The organism is Kitasatospora sp. NPDC127111, assembly GCF_042677465.1.
Classification (GTDB): Bacteria; Actinomycetota; Actinomycetes; order Streptomycetales; family Streptomycetaceae; genus Kitasatospora.
On sequence record NZ_JBHXTG010000073.1, the window covers coordinates 25,369 to 47,589 of the forward strand.

At 73.9% G+C, this 22,221-nt stretch carries 20 protein-coding genes; 13 read left to right on the top strand and 7 right to left on the bottom strand.

Going from position 1 to position 22,221, the window contains the following annotated elements:
* Positions 1–23: 23 nt before the first annotated feature.
* The 3 genes from ACFVHB_RS32385 (at position 24) to ACFVHB_RS32395 (ending at position 4,221) form a co-directional block, all read left to right on the top strand.
* Positions 24–2,384 carry a Dyp-type peroxidase gene (locus ACFVHB_RS32385; RefSeq protein WP_380329332.1) on the top strand — a complete coding sequence of 787 codons (2,361 nt, stop codon included), beginning with the start codon at positions 24–26 and terminating at the stop codon, positions 2,382–2,384.
* A 78-nt stretch (positions 2,385–2,462) separates the two neighbouring features.
* Positions 2,463–2,828 carry an MmcQ/YjbR family DNA-binding protein gene (locus tag ACFVHB_RS32390; RefSeq protein WP_380329334.1) on the top strand — a complete coding sequence of 122 codons (366 nt, stop codon included), beginning with the start codon at positions 2,463–2,465 and terminating at the stop codon, positions 2,826–2,828.
* Between the two features lie 181 nt (positions 2,829–3,009).
* On the top strand, positions 3,010–4,221 hold the full coding sequence (locus ACFVHB_RS32395; protein ID WP_380329336.1) for an alpha/beta hydrolase: 1,212 nt from the start codon (positions 3,010–3,012) through the stop codon (positions 4,219–4,221).
* 35 nt (positions 4,222–4,256) lie between these two features.
* Here the strand turns inward: ACFVHB_RS32395 and ACFVHB_RS32400 are convergent, their stop codons facing one another.
* A complete protein-coding gene (locus ACFVHB_RS32400; protein WP_380329338.1) occupies positions 4,257–5,240 on the bottom strand; it encodes a helix-turn-helix transcriptional regulator in 984 nt (327 codons plus the stop codon).
* 102 nt (positions 5,241–5,342) lie between these two features.
* On the opposite strand from ACFVHB_RS32400, the gene ACFVHB_RS32405 reads away from it, so the two are divergent.
* Entirely contained in the window at positions 5,343–5,921 is a 579-nt protein-coding gene (locus ACFVHB_RS32405; RefSeq protein WP_380329340.1) for a TIGR03086 family metal-binding protein, read from the top strand.
* A gap of 122 nt (positions 5,922–6,043) precedes the next feature.
* Here ACFVHB_RS32405 and ACFVHB_RS32410 read toward each other — a convergent pair whose 3' ends face one another.
* Positions 6,044–7,057 carry an aldo/keto reductase gene (locus ACFVHB_RS32410; protein ID WP_380329342.1) on the bottom strand — a complete coding sequence of 338 codons (1,014 nt, stop codon included), beginning with the start codon at positions 7,055–7,057 and terminating at the stop codon, positions 6,044–6,046.
* The gene (locus tag ACFVHB_RS32415; protein WP_380329344.1) at positions 7,054–7,563 is read right to left on the bottom strand and encodes a MerR family transcriptional regulator; all 510 of its coding nucleotides are present in this window, start codon (positions 7,561–7,563) and stop codon (positions 7,054–7,056) included. The genes ACFVHB_RS32410 and ACFVHB_RS32415 overlap by 4 nt, the downstream gene beginning before the upstream one ends.
* A gap of 157 nt (positions 7,564–7,720) precedes the next feature.
* On the opposite strand from ACFVHB_RS32415, the gene ACFVHB_RS32420 reads away from it, so the two are divergent.
* Positions 7,721–8,554, top strand: coding sequence for a serine hydrolase domain-containing protein (locus ACFVHB_RS32420; RefSeq protein WP_380329346.1), 834 nt, complete (start codon positions 7,721–7,723; stop codon positions 8,552–8,554).
* A gap of 39 nt (positions 8,555–8,593) precedes the next feature.
* Here ACFVHB_RS32420 and ACFVHB_RS32425 read toward each other — a convergent pair whose 3' ends face one another.
* Positions 8,594–9,370: a pirin family protein gene (locus tag ACFVHB_RS32425; RefSeq protein ID WP_380329348.1), complete on the bottom strand. Its 777-nt coding sequence runs from the start codon at positions 9,368–9,370 to the stop codon at positions 8,594–8,596.
* A gap of 264 nt (positions 9,371–9,634) precedes the next feature.
* Between ACFVHB_RS32425 and ACFVHB_RS32430 the strand changes: the two genes are divergently transcribed.
* From ACFVHB_RS32430 to fabF, 5 genes are all read left to right on the top strand, one after another.
* Complete coding sequence (locus ACFVHB_RS32430) at positions 9,635–10,831, top strand: PucR family transcriptional regulator (RefSeq protein WP_380329368.1); 1,197 nt, start codon at positions 9,635–9,637, stop codon at positions 10,829–10,831.
* Between the two features lie 91 nt (positions 10,832–10,922).
* Positions 10,923–11,870 (top strand): ACP S-malonyltransferase, encoded by a 948-nt coding sequence (locus ACFVHB_RS32435; protein WP_380329350.1) that lies wholly within the window; start codon positions 10,923–10,925, stop codon positions 11,868–11,870.
* On the top strand, positions 11,867–12,898 hold the full coding sequence (locus ACFVHB_RS32440) for a beta-ketoacyl-ACP synthase III (protein WP_380329352.1): 1,032 nt from the start codon (positions 11,867–11,869) through the stop codon (positions 12,896–12,898). Before ACFVHB_RS32435 ends, ACFVHB_RS32440 begins: the two co-directional genes overlap by 4 nt.
* 80 nt (positions 12,899–12,978) lie before the next feature.
* A complete protein-coding gene (locus tag ACFVHB_RS32445) occupies positions 12,979–13,221 on the top strand; it encodes an acyl carrier protein (RefSeq protein ID WP_380329354.1) in 243 nt (80 codons plus the stop codon).
* A gap of 146 nt (positions 13,222–13,367) precedes the next feature.
* Entirely contained in the window at positions 13,368–14,633 is a 1,266-nt protein-coding gene (gene fabF, locus ACFVHB_RS32450) for a beta-ketoacyl-ACP synthase II (protein WP_380329356.1), read from the top strand.
* Positions 14,634–14,804: 171 nt separating this feature from the next.
* On the opposite strand, the gene ACFVHB_RS32455 is transcribed toward fabF, so the two are convergent.
* On the bottom strand, positions 14,805–15,299 hold the full coding sequence (locus ACFVHB_RS32455) for a DUF3145 domain-containing protein (protein WP_238740953.1): 495 nt from the start codon (positions 15,297–15,299) through the stop codon (positions 14,805–14,807).
* 373 nt (positions 15,300–15,672) lie between these two features.
* Positions 15,673–16,695, bottom strand: coding sequence for an NADP-dependent oxidoreductase (locus ACFVHB_RS32460; protein ID WP_380329358.1), 1,023 nt, complete (start codon positions 16,693–16,695; stop codon positions 15,673–15,675).
* Between the two features lie 94 nt (positions 16,696–16,789).
* Between ACFVHB_RS32460 and ACFVHB_RS32465 the strand changes: the two genes are divergently transcribed.
* Positions 16,790–17,254 (top strand): MarR family winged helix-turn-helix transcriptional regulator, encoded by a 465-nt coding sequence (locus ACFVHB_RS32465; protein ID WP_380329360.1) that lies wholly within the window; start codon positions 16,790–16,792, stop codon positions 17,252–17,254.
* Positions 17,255–17,412: 158 nt separating this feature from the next.
* Entirely contained in the window at positions 17,413–18,990 is a 1,578-nt protein-coding gene (locus ACFVHB_RS32470) for an LCP family protein (protein ID WP_380329362.1), read from the top strand.
* Here the strand turns inward: ACFVHB_RS32470 and ACFVHB_RS32475 are convergent.
* Entirely contained in the window at positions 18,987–19,907 is a 921-nt protein-coding gene (locus ACFVHB_RS32475; RefSeq protein WP_380329364.1) for a 1-aminocyclopropane-1-carboxylate deaminase/D-cysteine desulfhydrase, read from the bottom strand. The genes ACFVHB_RS32470 and ACFVHB_RS32475 overlap by 4 nt on opposite strands.
* 182 nt (positions 19,908–20,089) lie before the next feature.
* Between ACFVHB_RS32475 and ACFVHB_RS32480 the strand changes: the two genes are divergently transcribed.
* Positions 20,090–22,192: a hypothetical protein gene (locus ACFVHB_RS32480; protein WP_380329366.1), complete on the top strand. Its 2,103-nt coding sequence runs from the start codon at positions 20,090–20,092 to the stop codon at positions 22,190–22,192.
* Positions 22,193–22,221 lie beyond the last annotated feature (29 nt).

Genomic DNA, 22,221 nt, shown 5'->3' on the forward strand with positions numbered 1-22,221 from the left:
CCCCCGAAAGGACACCGAGAACCATGGCAACGGATCTGAGACTCCGCGACAGCGAAGAGATCCAGGGCGACATCCTCGCCGGCTTCAAGAAGGACAACGTCAGCGTCCTGTTCCTCAAGTTCGAGGACGCCGCCCGGGCCCGCGACTGGGTCCGCAAGCTGGCGCCGCAGATCTCGACCACCCGCGAGGTGGCCGCGTTCAACGAGGCGTTCAGCGAGGCCCGCAGGTCCTCGGGCGGCGACGACCCGAAGACGCTCAAGGCCACCTGGCTGGGCGTCAGCTTCACCTACGAGGGCCTGCGGATGCTCTCCGCCACCGACCCGTTCCCGACGCCCCCGCCGGTCGGCAGCGGCCTGGAGGCGTTCAAGGAGGGCTCGGCCAAGCGGGCCGGCGCACTCGGCGACAGCGGGGACAACTCCCCGGAGAACTGGCTCTTCGGCAACGGGAAGAACCAGCCGGTCCACGCCCTCCTCAAGATCTCCGCCGACACCGAGAACGACCTCAGGACGGCCATCGAGGCCCAGCGCATCGCCGCCGCCGAGAACCGCGTCCTGATCGTCTACCAGCAGAACGCCCAGACCCTGCTGGGCAGCCGGCGCGGCAAGGAGCACTTCGGCTTCAAGGACGGCATCAGCGAGCCGGGCGTCAAGGGCTTCGACCGGCCGAACCCGGCCGACCCGGAGGAGGTGGAGGGCCACCCGGGCACCCGGCTCATCCCGGCCGGCGAGTTCGTCTGCGGCGAGGAGAACGACCGGTTCAGCTTCCCCAGGGACCAGTACCCGGTCTGGTCGCGCAACGGGTCCTTCCAGGTGGTCCGCCGGCTCGCCCAGGACGTCCCCGGCTGGTGGTCGCAGGTCTCGATCAAGCTGCGGGAGCTCAAGCAGGCCAAGGCCGTCCCGGAGAGCGCCACCACCGAGTGGCTGGCCGCCCGGATGGTCGGCCGCTGGCGCTCCGGCGCCCCGGTCTGCAAGTTCCACGACGCCGACAAGCCGAACGACCCCGGTGCCGCGAACGACAACGACTTCGACTTCGGGGACGACCCGGAGGGCCTGGTCACCCCGCTCTGGTCGCACCTGCGCAAGACCAGCCCGCGGGCCGGCCTGCAGGAGAAGCCCGACGAGCCCCCGTTCCCCGCCAAGGTCCTCGACGGCCGGCGGATCATCCGCCGCGGCACCCCGTACGGGGCCCCGTTCGACCCGGCCTCCGAGGGCCCGGGCGGCCCCGACGACCCGCGCGGCCTGCTCTTCATCTGCTACCAGGCGGACATCCAGCGGCAGTTCGAGTTCATCCAGGCCGACTGGATGGACCAGCCGAACTTCCCGCCGAACCGGGACAGCGGCGGCACCACCCCGCCCGGCCACGCCAACCCCAGGCCGGTGCCCGGCAAGGACCCGGTCACCCAGGAGGCCCCGGACGTCGACTTCGAGAGCCGGGAGCCGGACGGCCTGATCAAGCACACCCCGGTCAGCTTCCAGCAGTTCGTCCGGACCACCGGCTCGGTGTACGCCTTCATGCCGTCCATCAGCGTCCTCAAGGCGCTCGCCGACGGCCAGCTCACCCCCCAGGGCGGCGGGCAGAGCACCGCCCAGGAGCAGGCCGGCGGCCGCCCGCAGCCCACGCCGCAGCCCGTGAAGGCGTACCCCTGCGACGAGTTCCTCGCCGTCCCCGACCAGCAGCGCCGCGGCGGGCAGAGCCAGTACTGGGCGTTCCACGGCGACCGGTGCCGGCTGATCTCGGTGGCCGACGGCTCCGGCCACGCCGACCGCAAGGTCGAGGACGACACCTGGCTGACCACCTGGAGCTGTCTGCAGGGCGTCGGCCGGGTCGACTGCGTCCTGCCCATGCCCGACCTGCAGAACCCGGGCGGCAAGAGCTGGTACTGGGTGTTCCACAGCACCGCCGGCCGCCAGCAGCAGTACCGGGCCGTCTCGATCACCTGCGGCACCGGCGGCCACAGCACCGCGCTGGAGCGCCCGGACCGCGACCTCACCGCCTGGGGCTCGCTCAGCGGCGTCGGCCAGGTCGACTGCTGGCTGCCGGTGCCCGACCAGCAGCGGGTCGGCGGCAAGAGCTGGTACTGGGTGTTCCACACCACCGGCGGCCGCCAGCAGTACCGGCTGGTCTCCATCGCCGACGGCTCCGCCCACACCGACGTGCGCGAACGGACCGACCGTGAGCTCTCCCAGTGGGGCTCGCTGAACGGGCTGAACCGGGTGGACTGCTTCCTGCCCGTCCCGGACTGCCAGCGGGTCGGCGGCCAGAGCGAGTTCTGGGTCTTCTCGGGCCAGAACTACCGCCGGATCACCGTGGCCGACGGCAACGGCCACCCGGACCGGCAGGTCGCGGGCGACCGCTCCTGCGACGCCTGGTCCTCGCTGCTCTGACCGAGGGCCCGACCGCCGCCCCCGGCGCACCGCGCGTACCGGGGGCGGCCCGTCACCGCCTTGCCCTACGCTGCCCCCATGGTGACGTTCGACGAGTTCCGGGCGATGGCACTCGCCCTGCCCGAGGCCGAGCAACAGCCCACCTGGGAGATCGAGACCCTGCGGGTCCGGGCGAAGATCTTCGCGATGGGCTCGCCGGACGGCGGCACCGTCAGCGTCAAGGCCTCGCGGGAGGACCAGGCCGAACTGATCGCCGCCGATCCCGAGGTCTTCTCGTACCCCAAGTACGTCGGCCGCCACGGCTGGGTCGGCGTCCGGCTCGACCGGGTCGACCCGGAGGAGCTGCGGGGCCTGCTGGCCGAGGCCTGGCGGCGGGCCGCGCCCGGACGGCTGGTCCGGGAGTTCGACGCCGAGGCGGGGGACGACGCCGGAACCGGCCGGTGAAGACCGGAGACGCCGGCCGGATACCTCCGGTTCATGTGATCCATCCCACAGTTTGAGGCGGCCCGGTGTTCCGTGCGGGCCCCTAGGCTTGCCCAGGGAAGTTGGCAGTCGAAGTTGGCAGGCGTACCACCCTCCGGGCCCCGCCCGTGGAACGGTCACGGGCCCCTAGGGAGTTGACGCGATGCGCCGTCGGCGGTGGAAGCACGTACTGATCGGTGCGTTCGCGGGATGCGCCGTGCTCGCCGATGCCGGCGCCGCCGCGGCCCAGGCCGCCGCCTCCACCGAGCAGCTCGCCATCTCCACGCCCCCGGCCGGCAGCGCCGCCTGGGTCCAGGACCATTCCTTCGGGCGCTCCCTGCCCGACCCGGCCACCACCACGCCGGCCGCCGCCGCCGAGTTCTTCGCCTCGCTGGCGCCCACCGAGCTGGACCGGCTGATCCAGGACTACCCGCTGGTGGTCGGCAACTTCGACGGCGCCCCGGTCGAGCTGCGCTACCGCGCCAACCGGATCGCGCTCGCCGCCGAACGGGACGCCGCCCGGGCCCGCGCCGCCGACCGGAACCTCGACTCCGACCTGCGGGCGCTGGCCGTCTCCCGCGCCAACGACGTCGAGCACCTGCTCGCCCCCGAGCGGCAGATCCTCGCCTTCGACCCGCGCGGCCGCGGCCTGGTCACCGAGGTCTGGGGCGACCTCGGGAACGCCGACCGGATCGCCGTGCTCGTCCCCGGCTCGGACGCCGACCTCGGCCACCACGACCAGGCGGTCGAGCCGCTGCGCTCCCCCGCCGGGATGGCCCGCGCGCTCTACGCCGAGGAGCACCGGCAGGCGCCCGGCACCCGGACCGCGGTGATCTCCTGGACCGGATACGTCACGCCCTCCGGCCTCGGCCCGGACGCCGTCACCTCCCGGCTCGCCGACGTCGGCGCGCCCCGGCTGGAGCGACTGCTCGCCGGGCTCAAGGAGACCACCCGGCCGGACGCGCCGCCGTCCCTGCTCTGCCACTCCTACGGCTCGGTGGTCTGCGGCAGCGCCGCCCCCGAGATCCCGCGCGCGGCCGCCTCGCCGTCCGACACCTCCGGGGTCACCGACCTGATGGTGTTCGGCAGCCCCGGCATGGGCGTGCAGAGCACCGCCGAACTGGGCACCGGCGTCCACGTCTGGGCCACCCGCAACGGCAGCGACTGGATCGGCAACGTGCCGTACCTGGAGGTCGGCGGGCTCGGCCACGGCGCCGACCCCACCTCCGCCGACTTCGGCGGCGAGCAGATCTCCTCGGCCCGCTCCTCCGGCCACAACGGCTACTTCGCCGAGGGCACCGACAGCCTGCACAACTTCGCGGCCATCTCGCTCGGCCACTACGAGGACGTGGTCCGCCCCGCCCCGGAGGCCTGAGCCACCGGAAGGCCGGCCGCCCCGTGGGCCTGGGCCTAGCCCTCGCGGTAGAGCCGGGCCGCCTCGGCGGCGGCCCTGGCCAGCTCGCGGCGGGCCGCGGGCGGCGCCAGCACCTCGGCGTCCGCACCGAAGGACAGCAGCGCGCGGACGGCCGGCAGCGCCTGGAAGGCCATCGCCAGCTCCACCCACTCCTCCCCGCCCCCGGGCCCGGAGCAGGACGGCTCGGGCGGCGGCGCGGTGAGCCGGGCGCCGTGGATCCGGACGAACATGTCCAGCCGGCCGCGCCGCACCCGGACCTTCACCGGCACCTCCTTCGGCAGCCGCTCGACCTGCTCGCGCAGCACCGTCCAGACGTCGCCGAGCCCCACCCCGGGACGGCGGCGCACCGGCTCCTCCGCGGTCTCGGCGGCCAGCACCCGCTCGGCCCGGAACAGCCGGGGCTCCCCCTGCAGATCGGCCACCAGGTACCAGACCGAGGCCTTGGAGACCAGGCCGTACGGGTCGACGGTGTACTCCACCGGCACGGGCGTACCGCTGTGCCGGTAGCGCAGCCGCAGCCGGCGGTCGGTGAAGACGGCGTGCTGCAGCTCGCCGAGGTCCGGCCCCGCGGGCGCGCCGGGCTGCAGCCAGCGGGCCGGGTCGACGAGCACGCGCTCGCTGATCCGCTCGGCGCCCGGGCGGTGCGGGGCGGGCAGCGCGGCCATCACCTTGCGCAGCGCCGAGCCGAGGGCGCCGTCCAGCCCGAGGTCGCTGTGCGCGCCCTGGGCGGAGAGCACGAACAGGGCGCGCGCCTCGTCCGCGGTCAGACCGCTGACGTCGGTGCGGTAGCCGGGCAGCAGCGCGATCCCGCCGTGCCGGCCGCGCTCGGTGTAGACCGGCACGCCGGCCGAGGAGAGCGCCTCCACGTCGCGGTAGATGGTGCGGACCGACACCTCCAGCCGTTCGGCCAGTTCGGTGGCGGACACCCGGCCGCGGGTCTGGAGCAGCAGCAGTATCGAGAGCAGGCGGTCGGCCTTCATGCCGGAAGGATCCCAGAAAGCCTGACGGTAGTTGTCAGGTTTTACCGGGAGATTGCCTCCCGGAAGACGAACCCCCTCCCGTACCGATGGAGTTGACCCCGCATGGACACCACCCAGGACCCCCGCCCGCTGTACCAGCTCGCGCTCGGCCAGCTGGAGAAGCTGATCGCCGAGGTGACCCCGGACGCGCTGGACCGGCCCACCCCGTGCACCGAGTACGACCTGCGGCAGCTGCTCGGCCACGTGGTCGGCGGCGTGCACCGGTTCGCCTACATCGGCGAGGGCGGCCGGGCCGAGGACGTCGTGGCGGCCACCGGCGACCTGCCGGACGACGGGTGGCCGGCCGCCTTCGCCCGGGCCCGCGCCCGGGCGACCGCCGCCTGGGCGGACGACGCCAAGCTGGACCGCCCGTCCTTCGCGCCCTGGGGCGAGGTCCCCGGCCGGGCCGCGGTCGGCGGGTACGTGATGGAGACGGTCACCCACTCCTGGGACATCGCGCGGTCGCTGCGCAGCGGGCTCGCCCTGGACGAGCAGCTGGCCGAGGCCGCGCTGGGGATCGCCCGGTTCGTCCTGCCGGCCGAGAACCGCGGCGGCCCGGTCCCGTTCGGCGAGGTGCGGCCCGTGCCGGCCGACGCGGACACCTACGCCCGGCTGGCCGCCTGGCTGGGCCGCGAGGTCTGAACCGCGAGTCCCCAGCCGCGGGGTCGGGCCGCGGGGTCGGGCCACGGCGGGCCCGGGAGCGACCGCTCCCGGGCCCGGGGCTCTCCGCTCCGCTCCTCCCGGCCTCCGCCACGCCGCCTCCGCTACTCCCGGCCGACCGAGGTGAAGGCCATGTCCGGGTAGCGGTCGCCGGCGACCAGGCCGGCCACCGGCTCCAGGGCGGCCAGCTCCCCGGCCTCCAGCCGAAGCGTCGCGGCGGCGGTGTTCTCGGCGAGCCGGGTGCGCTTGCGGGTGCCGGGGATCGGAACGACCGTCAGTCCGTGCACCTCGGCGCGCTGCTGGACCCAGGCGAGCGCCACCTGGGCGGGGGTGATCCCGCGCGCCTCGGCGATCTTCCGGATCGGGTCGAGCAGCCCGGTGTTGGCCGCCGCGTTGGCGCCGGAGAACCGCGGCTGGCTGCGCCGGATGTCGTCCGCGGCGAGCTCCTCGGCGGCGGCGAACGAGCCGGTCAGGAAGCCGCGCCCGAGCGGCGAGTAGGGCACGAAGGCGACGCCCAGCTCGGCCGCGGCCGGCACCGCCGAACGCTCGACGTCCCGGGCGAACACCGACCACTCCGACTGCAGCGCGGCGATCGGGTGCACCACGTGCGCCTCGCGCAGCTCGGCACCGGTCACCTCGGAGAGCCCGAGGTGGCGCACCTTGCCCGCCCGCACCAGCTCGGCCATCGCGCCGACCGACTCGGCGAGCGGCACGGCCGGGTCACGGCGGTGCATGTAGTAGAGGTCGATCACGTCCACGCCGAGCCGGCGCAGCGAGGCGTCCACGGCGGCGCGGACGTACGCCGGGTCGTTGCGGATGCCGCGGTGCGTCGGGTCGTCCTCCCGCCGCTCGATGGCGAACTTGGTGGCGATCACCACCCGGTCGCGGTTGGCGCGGACGAAGGGGCCGATCAGCTCCTCGTTGCGGCCGAAGCCGTAGGCGTCGGCGGTGTCGAACAGGGTGACACCGCGCTCCAGGGCGGCGTCCAGGGTGGCGAGCGCCTCGGCGGTGTCGGTCGGGCCGTAGAACTCGCTCATGCCCATGCACCCGAGGCCCTGGACGCCGACGGCCGGACCGTCGGTGCCGAGCTGCGCGGTGGGGAGAGTGGGGAGGCTCATGCGCTCTTCTTCCTCTGCGGGGTCTGCTGCGGAGTCTGCGGGAGGTCCGCCGGTCCGCCGCGGTCGGCGATCTTCCCGGCGTAGAGATCGATCTTGTAGTCGAGGACGGCGAGCGTCGCGTGCAGGTCGGCGATCTTCGCCCGGACCTCCTCGCGGTGCGCGAGCAACAGGTCACGCCGGTCCTCGAAGGTCTGCTCGCCGAGACGGGCCAGTTCGACGTACCGGAGCATGTCGGCCACCGTCATGCCGGTCAGCCGCAGCCGGCCCAGGAACGCCAGGCGGTGCAGGTCGGCGTCGCAGTAGCTGCGCCGGCCGGAGGCGGAACGGTCGACCGGGTCGAGCAGGCCGATCCGCTCGTACCAGCGCAGGGTGTGGGCGGTCAGTCCGCTGGCCGCCGCGACCTCGCTGATGCTGTGCCGCGGGGTGCGGTCCGGTTCGCCGACCGGGCTGCTGAACACCTCGGAGCACGTCCGCAGGTCGACCGTGATCGGAGCGAGTGTTGCCATGACCGGAACCCCCAGTGGTGAGCGGCCCGCTTCGGACGAGCAGGCACGACGCTAGCGAGTTGGAGTGCACTCGAAGCAAGCCTCCCAGCCCGGTGCCGGGAGCACCCGGCTGGGAGGCCCTCGGGAACGGCCGGGCGGTCCGGTTAGAGTCGGGCGCATGGAGAGCTTGCGGATGATCGAGACCTGGCCGGTGCCCCACGCGGCGGCGGCCGTGGTGCGGGGTGCGGACGGCGCGGTACTGGGCGGGCACGGCCCGCAGGACCACCTGTTCCCGCTGGCGTCGGTGACCAAGCTGCTCACCTCGTACGCCGTGCTGGTCGCGGTCGAGGAGGGCGTCTTCGAGCTGGACGACCCGGCCGGCCCGGAGGGCTCCACCGTCCGCCACCTGCTGGCGCACACCTCGGGGCTCGCCTTCGACGAGCACCGGACGATGGCCGAGCCGGGCAACCGGCGGCTCTACTCCAACGCCGGCTTCGACGTGCTGGCCCAGACCCTCCAGCAGGCCGCGGGCATCGAGTTCGGCCGGTACGCCGCCGAGGCCGTGTTCGAGCCGCTCGGCATGCGCTCGACGCTGATCAACACCGCGCACAAGTCCCCGGCCGGGGCCGGCGGCCTCTCCACCGTGGCCGACCTCGCGCTGTTCGCGGCCGAGCTGCAGGCGCCCAAGCTGCTGGACCCGTCCACCGTGCGCGCGGCCACGCGCGAGGTGGCCTTCCCGGGCACCAGCGGCGTGCTGCCGGGCTTCGGCCACCGCCGGCCGAACGACTGGGGCCTCGGCTTCGAGATCCGCGACGGCAAGGCGCCGCACTGGACCGGCACCACCAACTCGCCCGCCACCTTCGGCCACTTCGGCCAGTCCGGCACCTTCCTCTGGGTGGACCCGGAGGCCGACGTCGCCTGCATCGCGCTGACCGACCGGGACTTCGGGCCGTGGGCCGCCGAGGTCTGGCCGGTGCTCTCCGACGCCGTGCTGGCCGAACTGCGCGGCTAGCGCGCGGCGCGGCCCGGGGGCCGGACCCCGGGCCGCCCGTCAGCCGTACGAGACCGGCGAGTGCATCTCCCACAGCAGCAGCTGGGCGCCGCCCTCGCCGGCCGTCGGGTCGGCGAAGGCGTCGCCGGTGATCCGGACGCTGTCGCCGGGCACCATCGAACGACCACCGCCCTGCGGCCCCGGCACCGTGCGGTAGCCGAGCGAACCGGCCGTCAGGTGCGCGTACCGCCAGCCGGCGGCCGGGAGCGCGGGCAGCGGCTGCCAGGGGCCGGCGGTGGCCAGCCAGAGCGCGGCGTCGCCGCGGCGCAGCCGCAGGGCGTCCGTACCGGCGTCCCGCTCCAGACCGGAGGCGAGCAGCGTCAACCCGCCGTCCGCCGGCTCCACCCGGCGCAGCCCGTACGCCGGGGGCGCGTCGAACACGTCCGGCTGGAGCCACATCTGGACGAAGCGGACCGGCCCCTCGGCGCCGCCGACGTTGCGCTCGGTGTGGGTGACGCCGGAGCCGGCGCTCAGGTGCTGCAGCATGCCGGGTCGGACCACGCCGCTGTGGCCCCGGGAGTCGCGGTGGGCGAGCGCGCCCTCCAGCACCCAGGTGAGGATCTCGGTGTCCCGGTGCCGGTGCTCGTCGAACCCCGCGCCGGGGGCGAGCAGTTCCTCGTTGCACGCGAGCAGCGCGCCGAAGTGCGTGTTCTTCGGGTCGTAGTGGCCCGCGAAGGAGAACGCGTGTCTGGTCTCGATGCCCTCGGCCGGGGTGGAGAGGTAGCGCTCGGCGGTGCGGCGCAGGTCGGCGCGGGGGCGGGCGGGGGCGTCGGTCACGGCCCCACGGTAACGTGCTCGACGGCTCGTCCCGGGCGCTCCGGAGCCGGTGTCCGCGCGCCCTGCGACCGGCGGTGTGACGGTCGCCACCGTGCCGCTCCGCCGGGGGGCGTGCACGAGCAGTCACTCCGGTGAGGCAGTCTTGTCCTTGTGCCAGCCGCATCCGCGAACTCCAAGAGCGATCCGACCGCCAAGCCCGAGAAGAACGGGAAGGGCCCGACCCCCGGGGCGGGCCGTGACCGTCCCGGCCGCGCGGCGCCACGCCTGACCGCCCAGGAGCGCAGACTCGCCGCCGAGCGGGCCGAGCGCCGGGCCGCGACGCTCAAGCGGCTGGAGAAGTCCGCCGGCAAGCTGGCCACCGCGGCGATCGCGCGGATGGACGACCAGCTCGGCTGGTACCGGCGGATGCCGCCGGAGCACCGCTCCTGGATCGGCCTGGTCGCCCAGGCCGGCATCGCCGCCTTCACCGAGTGGTACCGCCACCCCGACGCCCCGCAGGCGATCTCCACCGACGTCTTCGGCACCGCGCCGCGCGAGCTGACCCGGGCGATCACGCTGCGCCAGACCGTCGAGCTGATCCGCACCACGATCGAGGTGATGGAGGAGGCCATCGAGGAGGTGGCCGCCCCCGGCGACGAGGCGGACATGCGCGAGTCCGTGCTGGTCTACGCCCGTGAGATCGCCTTCGCCACCGCCCAGGTGTACGCCCAGGCGGCCGAGGCACGCGGTGCCTGGGACGCCCGGCTGGAGGCCCTGGTCGTCAACTCGCTGCTCTCCGGCGACGCGGACGAGGGCGTGCTCTCCCGGGCCGCCGCGCTCGGCTGGGGCCAGCCGAGCCAGGTCCGGGTGGTGATGGGCAGCGCCCCGGACGGCGACAGCGAGCTGGTGGTGGAGGCGATCCGCCGCGCCGCCCGGTACGCCAAGCTGCACGTGCTGACCGGTGTGCTCGGCAAGCGCCTGGTGGTGGTGGTCGGCGGCGAGAAGGAGCCGGTGCACGCGGCCCGCGCGCTGATCGGCCAGTTCGCGCCGGGCCCGGTGGTGGTCGGCCCGACCGTCCCGGACCTGCTCTCGGCGACCCGCTCGGCGCACGCCGCCGCGGCCGGCCTGCGGGCCTGCGCCGCCTGGCCGGACGCCCCCCGCCCGGTCCTGGCGGACGACCTGCTGCCCGAGCGCGCGCTGGCCGGCGACCAGGCGGCCCGCCGTCAGCTGGTGGAGGAGATCTACACACCGCTGGACGAGGCCGGCTCGGCACTCCTGGAAACCTTGAGTGTCTACCTCGAACAGGCGTCCTCCCTGGAGGGCGCGGCCCGGATGCTCTTCGTCCACCCCAACACGGTGCGCTACCGGCTCCGACGTGTGACTGACGTCACGGGCTACGCTCCGTCCGACGTACGTTCGGCGTTCACGCTGCGCATCGCACTGGCGCTGGGACGACTCACCGCCGCCGGGGAGCAGGGCTGAGCCCCGATGTAGGGACCTTACAATCCCGGATGCTTTTCTTCGTTACCGTCGCCTACCCGCCCCCGGGCGTCCGGCGAGAGAGGGTTGAACCGTGCTCGTAATCGTCGCCCCTGGACAGGGTGCCCAGACCCCCGGTTTCCTCAGCCCCTGGCTGGAGCTCGACGGTGTCGCCGACCGCCTTCGCGGCTGGTCGGAGGTCGCCGGGCTCGACCTGGTGCACGCCGGCACCGAGGCGTCCGCCGAGGAGATCAAGGACACCGCCGTCGCCCAGCCGCTGCTGGTGGCCGCCGGCCTGGTGACCGCCCGCGCGCTCTTCCCGGACGAGGACCGCGCCCGTGCGCTGGTCGGTGCCGTGGCCGGCCACAGCGTCGGCGAGATCACCGCCGCCGCCGGCGCCGGGGTGCTGTCCGCCCATGACGCGCTGACCTTCGTCCGCGAGCGCAGCCTGGCCATGGCCGAGGCCGCCGCCGCCACCGAGACCGGCATGATCGCCGTCCTGGGCGGCGACGCCGAGGCCGTCGCGGCCAAGCTGGCCGAGCACGGCCTGACCGCGGCCAACAACAACGGCGGCGGCCAGATCGTCGCCGCCGGCACGCTGGCCCAGCTGGACGCCCTGCGGGAGGACCCGCCGGCCGGCGCCCGCCTGATCGCCCTCAAGGTCGCGGGCGCGTTCCACACCGAGCACATGGCGCCCGGTGTCGAGCGACTGGCCAAGCTGGCCCCGACGCTGCCGGTCGAGGACCCGAAGGTCGCCTACGTCTCCAACAAGGACGGCCAGGTCGTGACCTCCGGCGCCGAGGTGCTGGACCGCCTGGTGTCGCAGGTCTCCAACCCGGTCCGCTGGGACCTCTGCATGGAGACCCTGCAGCGGCTGGGCGCGACCGCCGTCATCGAGCTCGCCCCCGCGGGCACCCTCACCGGACTGGTCAAGCGCAACCTCAAGGGTGTGGCCACGCTTGCCCTCAAGACCCCCGCCGACCTGGACAAGGCCCGCGAGCTCGTCGCGGAACACGGCGGGCAGGAGGAGAACAAGGCATGACCGCTCCCCAGATCAAGCCGGTCATCGGCGCCCAGTACTCGCGCATCCACGGTGTCGGCGGCTACCGCCCCGTCCGGGTGATCCCGAACGCCGAGGTGCTGAACTGGATCGACTCCTCGGACGAGTGGATCCGCACCCGCAGCGGGATCGCCGAGCGCCGCTGGGCCGGCCCGGAGGAGACCGTCGCCGAGATGTCGGTGCAGGCCGCCGGCAAGGCCATCGCGCACGCCGGGATCGACGCCGCGCAGATCGGCGGCGTGATCGTCGCGACCGTGTCGCACCTCAAGCAGACCCCCGCGATCGCCACCGAGATCGCCGAGCGGCTGGGCTGCGGCACCGCGCCGGCCTTCGACATCTCGGCCGCCTGCGCCGGCTTCGGCTACGGCCTGGGCCTGGCCGACGGCATGATCCGCGGCGGCAGCGCCGAGTACGTGCTGGTGATCGGCGTGGAGCGGCTCAGCGACCTGACCGACACCTCGGACCGTTCGACCGCCTTCATCTTCGGTGACGGCGCCGGCGCCGCGATCGTCGGCCCGTCCGACACGCCCGGCATCGGCAAGGTCATCTGGGGTTCGGACGGCTCCCACCGGGACGTCATCTCGCAGACCCAGGCCTGGGACACCGCCTTCGCCAAGGAGGACGCCGTCAACGGCGCCGGCGAGGAGACCAGGTGGCCGGCCCTGCGGATGGAGGGCCAGACGGTCTTCCGCTGGGCGGTCTGGGAGATGGCCAAGGTGGCCCAGCAGGCGCTGGACGCCGCCGGGATCACCGCCGACCAGCTCGGCGCGTTCATCCCGCACCAGGCCAACATGCGCATCACCGATGCCATGATCAAGGCGCTGAAGCTGCCCGACTCGGTGCCGGTCGCCCGCGACATCACCGAGACCGGCAACACCTCCGCCGCCTCCATCCCGCTGGCGATGGAGCGCATGCTGGAGAGCGGCGAGGCCCGCAGCGGCGACCTCGCACTGATCATCGGGTTCGGGGCGGGTCTGGTCTACGCGGCGGCAGTCGTTACGCTCCCCTAGGCACTTTTCGCCCGATCATCCACAGAGCCTGCGTCCGTCCGCCGGGCGGCCGCATTCAACACCGAAGAGGAGCAGCCAGTATGGCTACCAAGGACGAGGTCCTGGAAGGTCTCGCTGAGATCGTCAACGAGATCGCCGGCATCCCGACCGAGGACGTCGAGATCGACAAGTCCTTCACCGACGACCTGGACGTCGACTCGCTGTCCATGGTCGAGGTCGTCGTGGCCGCCGAGGAGCGCTTCGACGTGAAGATCCCGGACGACGAGGTCAAGAACCTGAAGACCGTCGGCGACGCGGTGGACTACATCCTCGCCAACGCCTGAGCGTTCGACCCGTTCGACGCCTGACGTCGGCCGGCTCCCCGCGAGCCGGCCGACCCGCCGGCCGGGACGCCCCCGTGGGCGCCCGGCCGGGCCCCACCCCCGGCGCGCCGCCGCAATCCCGCACAAACGTGAGAGAAGAAGATCCAGTGACCGTTGAAAACCGTACCGTGGTCGTCACGGGTATCGGCGCCTTCACGCCGCTGGGCGGCGACGCCGCCACCACCTGGGAGAACCTGCTCGCCGGGCGCTCCGGGGTGGCTGCCCTGACCGAGGAATGGGCCGCCGACCTGCCCGTCCGGATCGCCGCGCGCACCGCCGTCGACCCGGGTGAGATCCTCCCCCGCCCGCTGGCCCGCCGGCTGGACCGCTCGGCGCAGTTCGCGCTGATCGCGGCCCGCGAGGCCTGGGCCGACGCCGGCTACGAGACCCCGGCGACCGACGAGTCGTCGAAGCTGGCCCCCGAGCGCCTGGGCGCCGTGATCGCCTCCGGCATCGGCGGCGTCACCACCCTGCTCGACCAGTACGACGTGCTGAAGGACAAGGGCGCCCGCAAGGTCTCCCCGCACACCGTCCCGATGCTGATGCCCAACTCCCCGGCGGCCAACGTCGGCCTGGAGGTCGGCGCCCGCGCGGGTGTGCACACCCCCGTCTCCGCCTGCGCCTCCGGCGCCGAGGCGATCGGCTACGCGATCGAGATGATCCGCACCGGCCGCGCCGACGTCGTGGTGGCCGGCGGCACCGAGGCCGCGGTCCACCCGCTGCCGATCGCCGCGTTCGCCAACATGATGGCGATGTCCAAGAACAACGACGAGCCCGAGCGCGCGTCCCGCCCGTACGACAAGGGCCGCGACGGCTTCGTGCTCGGCGAGGGCGCGGGCGTGGTCGTGCTGGAGTCGATCGAGCACGCCGAGGCGCGCGGCGCCCGCATCTACTGCGAGGCCGTCGGCCAGGGCCTGTCCTCGGACGCCCACCACATCGCCCAGCCCGAGCCGACCGGTGCCGGCGTGGCCCGCGCGCTGGCCGACCTGTTCGAGCGCAACGAGCTGGACAAGGCCGAGATCGTGCACGTCAACGCGCACGCCACCTCGACCCCGCAGGGTGACACCGCCGAGCTGAAGGCGCTGCGCAAGGAGCTCGGCGAGCACCTGGACCACATCGCCGTCTCGGCCACCAAGTCGATGACCGGCCACCTGCTGGGCGGCGCCGGCGGCATCGAGACCGTCGCCACCGTGCTGGCCCTGCACAGCCGGACGGCCCCGCCGACCATCAACGTCGAGGACCTGGACGACGACGTGGACGCGGACATCGTCCGGGACGAGCCGCGCGCGCTGCCCGAGGGCCGGATCGCGGCGCTGAACAACTCGTTCGGCTTCGGCGGCCACAACGTGGTGCTGGCCTTCCGCACCGTCTGATCCCGCACGCGAGGGGGCCGGCGCTCAGTACGAGCGCCGGCCCCTTCCGGCTTTCCGGAGCGGCCCGGTCCGCGGTGCGGGCCCGGCCACGGGCTCCGGTCACGGGCTCCGGTCACGAGCCGCGGGTTTCCGGGCTCCGGGTGTCGGCTCCCGGGTGCGGCCTTCGCGGCCTCAGACCACCTGGTGCAGCCAGCGCACCGGGGCGCCCTCGCCGGCGTAGCGGAACGGCTCCAGCTCGTCGTCCCAGGGCTTGCCGAGCAGCCGGGAGATCTCCGCCTCCAGGTCGGCCCCCTCGCTGCGGGCGCGCAGCAGGACGGCGCGCAGCCGGTCCTCGGGGATCAGGATGTCGCCGTGGATGCCCGTGACGGCGTGGAAGATGCCGAGCGTGGGCGTGCTGCTGTAGCGCTCCCCCTCCGCCGTGGCGCAGGGCTCGCTGGTGACCTCGTACCGCATCAGCTGCCAGCCGCGCAGGGCGGAGGCGAGCTTCGAGGCCGTGCCGGGCTCGCCCTGCCAGGAGAGCTCGGCGCGCCAGTGCCCGGGTGCGGCCGGCTGGCGGATCCAGTCCAGACTCACCCGCACACCGAGCACCCCCGCGACGGCCCACTCGACGTGCGGGCACAGCGCGCGGGGCGCGGAGTGGACGTACAGGACTCCACGTGTCGTCACCGGGACCTCCAGGCTGTGGACGAGGGTCGCCTTCCCCAGCTGCCTCGCGTTCGCGCCTGTAGTTGATCCACAGTTACCCACGTTAGCCGACATTAAGCCACTAAATTGAGCAAAACGGACAGGCTTTCGCTCAATGCTAGTCGAATCCTCAACGTGGTCCACCCCTCGGTCGGATCTCTCCCCCGAACGGCCCCATCGCCGGGCGGGACCACCGTACCGCGCCGCCCCGCACCGTGGCTGACGCACTTTCGGATCCGGCCGGAATGCGGTAGTGCGGCCGGATCGCCTGCGCCCGGTACGCAAACCGCCCCGCGCACCCGCCGGGGTGGCGGGGCGGCGGGGCGGTCGGCGGGCCGGGGACGCCGACGGCGCGTCAGCCGTCGAGGCGGACCACCATCTTGCCGGTGTTGGCGCCGCGCAGCAGGTCCAGGAAGGCGTCCACGGTGTGCTCGAAGCCGTCCACGACGGTCTCCTCGTTGCGCAGCCCGCCCTCCCGCAGCCAGCCGCCGACCTCGGCGACGAACTGCGGCTGCAGGGCGGCGTGGTCGCCGACCAGCATGCCCTCCAGGCGCAGCCGCTTGCCGATCGCCAGCGCGAGGTTGCGCGGGGCGGCGGGCGCCGAGGTCTCGTTGTACTGCGCGATCGCGCCGCAGAGCACCGCGCGGCCGTGCACGCCGAGGGCGCCGATCGCGGCCTCCAGGTGCTCACCGCCGACGTTGTCGAAGTAGAGGTCGATGCCGTCCGGGGCGGCCTCGGCGAGCTGCTCGGCGACCGGCGCGTCCTTGTAGTTGAACGCGGCGTCGAAGCCGTACTCGTCGACCAGCTTGGCGACCTTCTCCGCCGAACCCGCCGAGCCGACCACCAGCGCGGCGCCCTTCAGCCGGGCGATCTGGCCGACCATCGTGCCGACCGCACCGGCCGCGCCGGAGACGAACACCCGGTCGCCCTCCTTGAGGCCGCCGACCGCCAGCAGGCCGGCGTAGGCGGTCAGGCCGGTCATGCCGAGCACGCCGAGGTAGGCGGAGAGCGGCACCGACGGGTCCACCTTCACCGCGCGCTTCGCCTCGACGGTGGCGTACTCGCGCCAGCCGAGCCCGTGCAGCACGGCGTCCCCCGGGGCGAAGCCCTCGGCCGCGGAGGCGACCACGTAGCCGACCGCGCCGCCCTCCATCACCCGGCCGAGCTCGAACGGCGGGAGGTAGGACTTCACGTCGTTCATCCGGCCGCGCATGTACGGGTCCACCGAGAGGTAGGCGTTGCGGACCAGGATCTCGCCCGGGCCGGGGGTCCGGACCGGGGCCTCGACCAGCGCGAAGTCGGCCGGGACCGGCCAGCCCTGCGGACGGGCGGCGAGGTGCCACTCACGGGCGGTGGCGGGCGCTTCCTGCTCGGCCATCGGAGTACTCCTTGGTGCATGAAAGGTTGATTTACTGAAGTAACGATGGACATGAAAGGTTCATGTTGTCAACTGTTCAGGTAGACTGTCGGGCATGGACACCCAGCCGACCCGGGACGCCGCGCCGCAGCCCGAGGAGATCACCCGTGAGGTCGTCGACCTGATGGCCAATCTGGTCGCGCTCTTCCACCGCGAGTACGAGGAGGCCGCCGCCGCCCGCTCGCTCACCGGCGCCCAGGCCAAGGTGCTGGCCCTGCTGCGGCGCGGGCCGATGCCGATGCGCCACATCGCCCAGACGCTCAGCTGCGAGCCGTCCAACATCACCGGCATCGTCGACCGCCTGGAGTCGCGGGGCTTCGTCACCCGCGAGGCCGACCGGCAGGACCGCCGGGTCAAGCTGGTCGCCGCCACCGAGAGCGGGGCGGCCGCCTCCGCGGAGCTGCGCGAGTCGCTGAACTTCGCCCGCGAGCCGCTGGCCGCACTCGACCCGGACGAGCGGACCCAGCTGCGCGACCTGCTCCGCCGGATGCTCTCGGGGGCCTCCGGCCCCGGAGCGTGAGCAGCATCACAGCCCCGACGGCCGATGTGTCGCAAATGACCGGCGGTCGACGGTAACCGAACACTCCCCCGAAACGTCTAACGTTCGAGACTCGCACCAGCACGCCCGGACGCCGGTGCGCGCGGGGAACGACACCAGAAGACGGGGGGCCCGGAGGGATGAGCAACCGCACGCGCCGGCGCATCGTACGGACCGCCGTGGGCCTCGCCGCCGTCCTGGTGCTGTCGGTGGCCGGCGCCGGTGCCTGGTTCTACCACCGGCTGGACAGCAACATCACCACCTTCGACGCGGGCGGCGTCGCCACCGAGCGGCCGCCGGCCCCCGTGCCGGTCACCCCCGGCGCCTCGGTACCGGTGAACGTCCTGGTGCTCGGCTCGGACACCCGCGACGACGGCAACTCCGACCTCGGCGGCGGCGAGGAGGGCGTCGGCCACTCGGACACCGCGATCCTGCTGCACATATACGCCGACCACAAGCACGCCGTCGGCGTCTCGATACCCCGCGACGCCCTGGTGACCATCCCGTCCTGCCGGCTGCCCAGCGGCAACTGGACGACGCCGAAGACGAACCAGATGTTCAACTCGGCGTTCACCATCGGCGAGTTCCCCAAGGGCAACCCCGCCTGCACGCAGAACACCGTCGAGACCCTCACCGGTCTGCGGATCGACCACACCATCGTGGTCGACTTCAAGGGCGTCGCCGCGATGACCGAGGCGGTCAACGGCGTGGACGTCTGCGTCCCCAACGACGTGAACTCGCACAACATCCACCTCCGGAAGGGCATGCAGAAGCTCTCCGGTCAGCCCGCGGTGGACTACCTCCGGGCCCGGTACGGCTTCGGCGACAACTCCGACATCGGCCGGATGAAGCGCCAGCAGGCCTTCCTCTCCTCGATGATCCGCAAGGTCCAGGGCCTCGGCTTCTCCCTGCCGACCCTGCTCCCGCTGGCCGACGCCGCCACCCGCTCGCTCACCGTGGACGAGGGCCTGGGCACCGCGATGAAGCTGGTGGACTTCGCCCAGTCGCTCCAGCAGATCAAGCTCTCCGACATCACCTTCGTCACCACCCCCTGGCGCTACTCCGGCGACCGGGTCGCCCTGGTCCACCCCGACGTCGACACCCTCTGGAAGCTGCTGCGCGAGGACCGCACGCTGGACGGCCAGAGCACCGGCCAGGTCCCCGGCCCCGCCTCCCCCGCCGCCACCGCCGCCACCGCCCCGGGCGGCCCGCAGGGCCCCGCGGCCGCCCCGGCGACCCCGCCCGGCCCGCTCGCACCGGAGCAGGCGGCCACGCCGATCACCGTGGTGAACGGCGTCGGCACCTCCGGCCTGGCCGGCAAGGGGGCGGAGGCCGTCCGCGCCAGGGGCTTCCAGAACGTCACCCTCGGCCCCACCAACGGCGGCCGGCTGCAGACCGAGATCGCGTACGACCCGGCGCTGAAGGCCGTCGCCGACCAGCTGGCACCGCTCTTCCCCGGGGCCCGGCTCACCGAGGAGGCGGGCGCCGAGGGGATCACCGTCACGCTGGGCCGCGACTACCTCCCGGCCCTGTCCACCGGCATCGACGCCGTCGACGCCCCGACGGCCGGCCCGACCGACCGGCGCACCGGCGCCCCGGCGTCGGGCTCCCCCACCGCCGGCGCCACCCCGCCGGCGCCGAGCGGCGTCCCCACCGGCATCACCGAGAACGCCCGCGGGGCCGACACCGACCCTTGCGCCAACCTGACCTTCGGTTAGCTCCCGTGCGGGTCCGGCAGACCGGTGACCACGGCGGTGAGCCGGGTGCCCGCCGGGAAGGCGCCGGCCGCCGCCAGGTCGTACAGGGCGGCGAGCAGCTTGGCGACGTAGCGGCGCTCCAGGGCGATGCCGTGCCGCCGCTCGAAGTCCTCGGCGAAGGCGGCCAGCCCGGCCGGCACCCGGCCGTAGCCGCCGCCGTGGTGCTCGTGGTCGATCCGCCAGTTGCCGGACTCCCGTCCGAAGGCGGCCCGCTGCAGCCGGGCGACCTCGCCCTCCAGGTAGCCGGCGCCGCCGCGCAGCACCGCCACGCCGAGCGCCCGCGCGCCGGGCGGCAGGCCGGCCGCGATGCCCGCCAGGGTGCCGCCGGTGCCGACCGGGCAGCAGACCACGTCCCGTTCACCGAGACCGGGCAGCTCCGCCGGGACGGCCGCCGCGCCGACCGCCGCCAGCGCGTTGGAGCCGCCCTCCGGCAGCACCAGGCAGGGGCCCCAACGCCGTTGCAGCTCCGCGGCGACCTCGTCGTCCGTCCCGCACGCCGCCGCCGTCTCCCGGTAGGCCGTCCGGGACAGGAACTCCAGCCGCATGCCCGCCGCCTCGGCCGCCCGGAGCGACCAGTTGCGCGGGGCGGTGGCCAACTCCTCGCCCCGGACCAGCCCGACGCTCTCCAGCCCCAGCGCGCCCGCGGCCACCGCGACCGCGCGCAGGTGCGTGGAGTAGGCCCCGCCGAAGGTCAGGAGGCGGGTCCGCCCCTGCTCGACCGCCGCCGCCAGGTTGGGCCCGAGCTTGCGCCACTTGTTGCCCGGCACCGCGGGGTGCAGCAGGTCGTCCCGCTTGAGCCGCAGCTCCACGCCGGCACGGGCCAGCACCTCGTCGGTGCAGTCCACCAGCGGGGTCGGCAGCAGGGCGGGTTCGAGCATCGGGCCAGAATACGGAGCCGCTGGTCCGGGTGGAATCCGGACTCCATTCGGTGCACCCCGCCGCAGTACGTGCGCTGACCGTACTTCACACTGTTAGCGCGCGAGTTCATTCACATCTTCGCCAACTAGTTTCAAACTATCGCCATATGTGTGGGGGAAACATCATGTCGACAGTCACGCAGGTGAGATCTGCGGACACCCCGGTGGGAACGGGGCAGGGAACGGGGCAGGGACCGGGCCGGGGCGGGGGGCTCCCCGGGCCCGACCTCAGGCGTCCGGACGGCCGGCGCCTCGGGTTCGCGCTCGCGCTCATCGGCCTGCCACCACTGTTCCACCTGCTCTCCGCGGACCTGCTGACCTTCCTGATGCTCTGGTACGCGGCGGCGTCGCTGATCCGGTCACGGGCCACCGCCTTCGACCGGCTGGTCGTCTCCGGCGCGGCGCTGATCGGCTGGACCTGCGCCCTCGGCGTCGTGGCCAGCTACTGGCCCTGGGGGCTCCACCCGGTCGGCCTCGCCGAGGCCACCGCGCTCCCGCTGATCGCGATCCGGCTCGGCCGCCGGCCCGAACCGGCCCCGACGACCACCGGCCGGCACCTCCCCGTACGCGCACGGCTGCGCCGCCTGGTGCCCGGCAGGGACCTCCCCGTCCTCCTGTCCGCCGGCCTGTCCTTCGCCTTCGTGCTGTACCCGGTGCTGCGCCGGGACGCCGTCGGGCGGCTGGGCACCGTGGTCGGCGCCGAGGACCTCGGCCGGCACGCCGCGCTGTACGACACCATCCTGCGCCTGGGCGGCCTCACCTCGCTCCGCCAGGGCGAGGCGTTCGACACCGTGACGCTCGGCCTGGCGACCTACCCGCAGGGCAGCCACCTCACGTTGGCCGTGATCACCAGCTTCCTGTACGACGGGGCCGACCACGGAGCCACCCTGGGCCGCTTGTCGCTCTTCATCGCCCTGTTCGCCGCGGTCACCGCGGCACTGGCGACCGCCGTGCTGTGGGCGATGCGCCGCGCCGCGGGCCCCGCGCTGCGCGGCTGGCGGGGGCTCGCCCTGGTCCTGCCCGCCGCCGCCTACCTGGTCGGCTCCGAGCTGCCCCGCATGCACAGCCGCGGATTCCTCAGTGAGCTCTTCGCACTCGGACTGCTCGCCCTCCTGGTCGGGCTGGCGATCCGCCCGCTGAACCGGGCCCCCGAGCAGGTCGTGGCCCTGGCCACGCTCACGGTCGGCGTCTCCTTCGGCCACTACCTGCTGCTGCCCGCCGCCCTCGCCACCGTGCTCGCCTGGGCCGTGGTGCACCGCCGCCGCTGGCTGCCGCACCGGGTGACCGTCCTGGCCCTCGGCGCGGCCACGGCGGCCCTCGCCCTCTTCCCCGTGTACGTCAACCACAAGTCGGCCGGCTCGGCGGACGTGCTGACGCTGCCCGGGGGCATCGGACCGGTCGGCCGGCACTTCCTGCTGCCCGTCGTCGTCGCCGCCTTCGCGGCACTGCTGACCCGCGGCTCGCTCGCCAACCGGCCCCGCCGGGTCGCGCTCCTGGCGCTCACCGCGATCTCGGCCCTCTGCGTCGGCCTGCTGAGCTACCAGATCAGCACCGTCGGCCAGACCTCCTACTTCTACGAGAAGCTGCTCCACCAGCTGCTCGTGATCGGACTGATCTGCTTCGCCGCCGCCCTGCTGCCGCTGTTCGGCCGGAGGGTCCTCGCCGGTCAGTGGAACGGTGCCGGAACGGACCGGCGCGGCGAGCGGCCGACCAGGCTCCGCGCGGGCGTGACCGTCGCGGTGGCGACCGGCTGCCTGCTGTTCACGGTGGTCGACAACGGCCAGCCGGACGCCAGCCCGGCGGGCTGGCAGGCCTCCGAGGGGCGGACCATGCTGCGCGCCGCCTTGGCACGCCCCGGCGTGGCCGCGCGGATCGCCGCGATCAAGGCCAACAGCCCGCAGGACGGCCGCGCCGTGGTCTCGCTGGTCGGCGACCGCGCCTGGGGTGAGCTCGAAGAGGACTGGGCCTCGGCCGAGGACAACCTCTGGCTCAGCGTCCTCAACCGTGACCAGGGCCGTTCGTGGCGGGGCTGGGAATGGGCACTCCACCGCAGGAGCGCGCAGGACCTCCTGAACTTCGCGGCCTCCTCCCCGGTACCGCTGCGGTTCTTCGTCGAGGAGCACTCGCAGCTGCTCACCGACCTGCGGGCACTGACGGCCGGCCGCGACCACCCGGAGCTGGCGGTCTCCGTCGTCCACTGGGACGGCGACGGCGACCTCGTCGCCGAGCCGATGAAGTCGGCCTGACCCGTCGCCGCCCGCGACCGGCCGCGCAG

Coding starts and splice junctions, on each gene's coding strand:
- ACFVHB_RS32460 (WP_380329358.1), bottom strand. CDS start 16,695: ATGGCCGAGCAGGAAGCGCCCGCCACCGCCCGTGAGTGGCACCTCGCC.
- ACFVHB_RS32395 (WP_380329336.1), top strand. CDS start 3,010: ATGCGCCGTCGGCGGTGGAAGCACGTACTGATCGGTGCGTTCGCGGGA.
- ACFVHB_RS32420 (WP_380329346.1), top strand. CDS start 7,721: ATGGAGAGCTTGCGGATGATCGAGACCTGGCCGGTGCCCCACGCGGCG.
- ACFVHB_RS32410 (WP_380329342.1), bottom strand. CDS start 7,057: ATGAGCCTCCCCACTCTCCCCACCGCGCAGCTCGGCACCGACGGTCCG.
- ACFVHB_RS32390 (WP_380329334.1), top strand. CDS start 2,463: ATGGTGACGTTCGACGAGTTCCGGGCGATGGCACTCGCCCTGCCCGAG.
- ACFVHB_RS32385 (WP_380329332.1), top strand. CDS start 24: ATGGCAACGGATCTGAGACTCCGCGACAGCGAAGAGATCCAGGGCGAC.
- ACFVHB_RS32470 (WP_380329362.1), top strand. CDS start 17,413: ATGAGCAACCGCACGCGCCGGCGCATCGTACGGACCGCCGTGGGCCTC.
- ACFVHB_RS32475 (WP_380329364.1), bottom strand. CDS start 19,907: ATGCTCGAACCCGCCCTGCTGCCGACCCCGCTGGTGGACTGCACCGAC.
- ACFVHB_RS32400 (WP_380329338.1), bottom strand. CDS start 5,240: ATGAAGGCCGACCGCCTGCTCTCGATACTGCTGCTGCTCCAGACCCGC.
- ACFVHB_RS32465 (WP_380329360.1), top strand. CDS start 16,790: ATGGACACCCAGCCGACCCGGGACGCCGCGCCGCAGCCCGAGGAGATC.
- ACFVHB_RS32405 (WP_380329340.1), top strand. CDS start 5,343: ATGGACACCACCCAGGACCCCCGCCCGCTGTACCAGCTCGCGCTCGGC.
- ACFVHB_RS32415 (WP_380329344.1), bottom strand. CDS start 7,563: ATGGCAACACTCGCTCCGATCACGGTCGACCTGCGGACGTGCTCCGAG.
- ACFVHB_RS32445 (WP_380329354.1), top strand. CDS start 12,979: ATGGCTACCAAGGACGAGGTCCTGGAAGGTCTCGCTGAGATCGTCAAC.
- ACFVHB_RS32440 (WP_380329352.1), top strand. CDS start 11,867: ATGACCGCTCCCCAGATCAAGCCGGTCATCGGCGCCCAGTACTCGCGC.